The sequence below is a fragment of the Pontibacter sp. HJ8 genome (assembly GCF_054824225.1).
The window spans coordinates 1-1,575 of record NZ_JSYF01000454.1 but is presented as its reverse complement, the minus strand read 5'-3'; the positions used below and the strand labels follow the sequence as shown (position 1 = coordinate 1,575).

The following is a 1,575-nucleotide window of genomic DNA, read 5'->3' as shown; positions in this document are numbered from 1 at the left end:
GCCAGGTTGCTATACCTGGAACAGCAGCTAAGCCAATTACAAACTGACCGCACAATCAACCACAAGTTACTGCTGCGCTCAAACTGGCGGTATAGGTATAGCAGCGCAATCAAGCTTCGTCTTACACCTTAATCATTCTCCTTCACCACCTGCGACTCCCACCCATCATACCTGCCATGATGCTCCTCGGCAAGCTGCCACAGCACAAGCGTAACCGTATGTACAGCTTCATCTGCCAGAGTTTCCACTTTTGAAATAGTCAGGGTATACAGGTTCTCCTCATTCACATTTTCCCCTACAAAGGTATAACCCTCCGCTTCTGCCTTTTTTCGGAAAGCAGTTCTGTCTGACTCCTGCGCAAAGGATAAGAAATGAGACACCGGCCGCGGGATATGTTCCTGGTCTCCCTGCTCCTGCATGAGCTGCAGGATGCGTCCGTTCTTTATACTCTGCATATCCACAGGCTCCGGGAAAAGGAAATCCAGGTATAGCCCCCAGACAGGATCTTCAATAGTATTAGTAGAGAAGGTATAGTCGGGGAACTGCTGCATGAGGTTTGTGGCTATTACCTCCGGCAAGGCTTCCTGCCCGCTGTAGAAGTAGAAGCTGCGTTTGCCGTCGTGCAGGATCTTGCCCGCAAATATCGCTTCCAGCGAACTCTGAAACGTTTCGACAACAGCTTCCTCGATCTGTTCCAGTATCTCCCACTCGGCCTCATCGCCAGGAAAACCATCGCTATCGGGCTGCTGCAACATCACCACCAGCTCAAAGGCCCTGTTCTTGTCCGGTATAGGCGCCAGGACTTCCAGCCCCAGGTCCACGCTGATGCAGGCCGGCCGGTCAGCTATATCACAAAAGTATACTTCCCACTCCGGGGTATAGGTAGATTCACTCATGAGCTTAATATAAATACTAAAAAGAGCATCAACTGCGGTTGATGCTCTTTTCAAATACGAGTATCAGCAGCTTAGCGTAGCGCCTGACGTATACGGATCAGTTTCTCCAGGAGACCTTCCAACTGGTCAAGGGGCAGCATGTTGGCGCCATCTGATTTGGCTACCGAAGGCTGTGGGTGCGTTTCGATGAACAAGCCGTCAGCCCCGACGGCAATGGCTGCTTTGCTGATCGTCTCAATCAGGGCCGGCTTGCCGCCCGTTACACCAGAGCTCTGGTTGGGCTGCTGCAGCGAATGGGTCACGTCCATCACGACCGGGGCGCCTGTGGCCTGCATCTCAGGTATGTTCCGGAAGTCTACCACCAGGTCAGAGTAGCCGAAGCTATTGCCTCTGTCTGTCAGGATCACTTTTCCGTTGCCTGATTCGCGCACCTTGTCAACGGCAAAGCGCATGGCATCGCCTGACAGGAACTGTCCTTTTTTGATGTTTACTACTTTGCCTGTCTGGGCAGCAGCAACGAGCAGGTCCGTCTGGCGGCACAGGAAAGCCGGAATCTGCAGCACGTCCACATACTCGGCGGCCATAGCTGCCTCGTGCGCTTCGTGAATGTCGGTCACGGTAGGGACATCAAAGGTCTGGCTTACTTTCTGAAGTATACGCAGTGCTTTCTCGTCGCCTA

Annotated in this window: 2 protein-coding genes; both read right to left on the bottom strand. The window is 52.9% G+C overall.

Features of this window, described 5'->3' with window-relative positions:
• Positions 1–128 precede the first annotated feature (128 nt).
• Positions 129–896, bottom strand: a complete 768-nt coding sequence (locus OB13_RS17720; protein ID WP_461491518.1) for a DUF695 domain-containing protein — start codon at positions 894–896, stop codon at positions 129–131.
• A 71-nt stretch (positions 897–967) separates the two neighbouring features.
• On the bottom strand, positions 968–1,575 hold a 608-nt coding region (kdsA, locus tag OB13_RS17715), incomplete at its 5' end, for a 3-deoxy-8-phosphooctulonate synthase (RefSeq protein WP_461491517.1).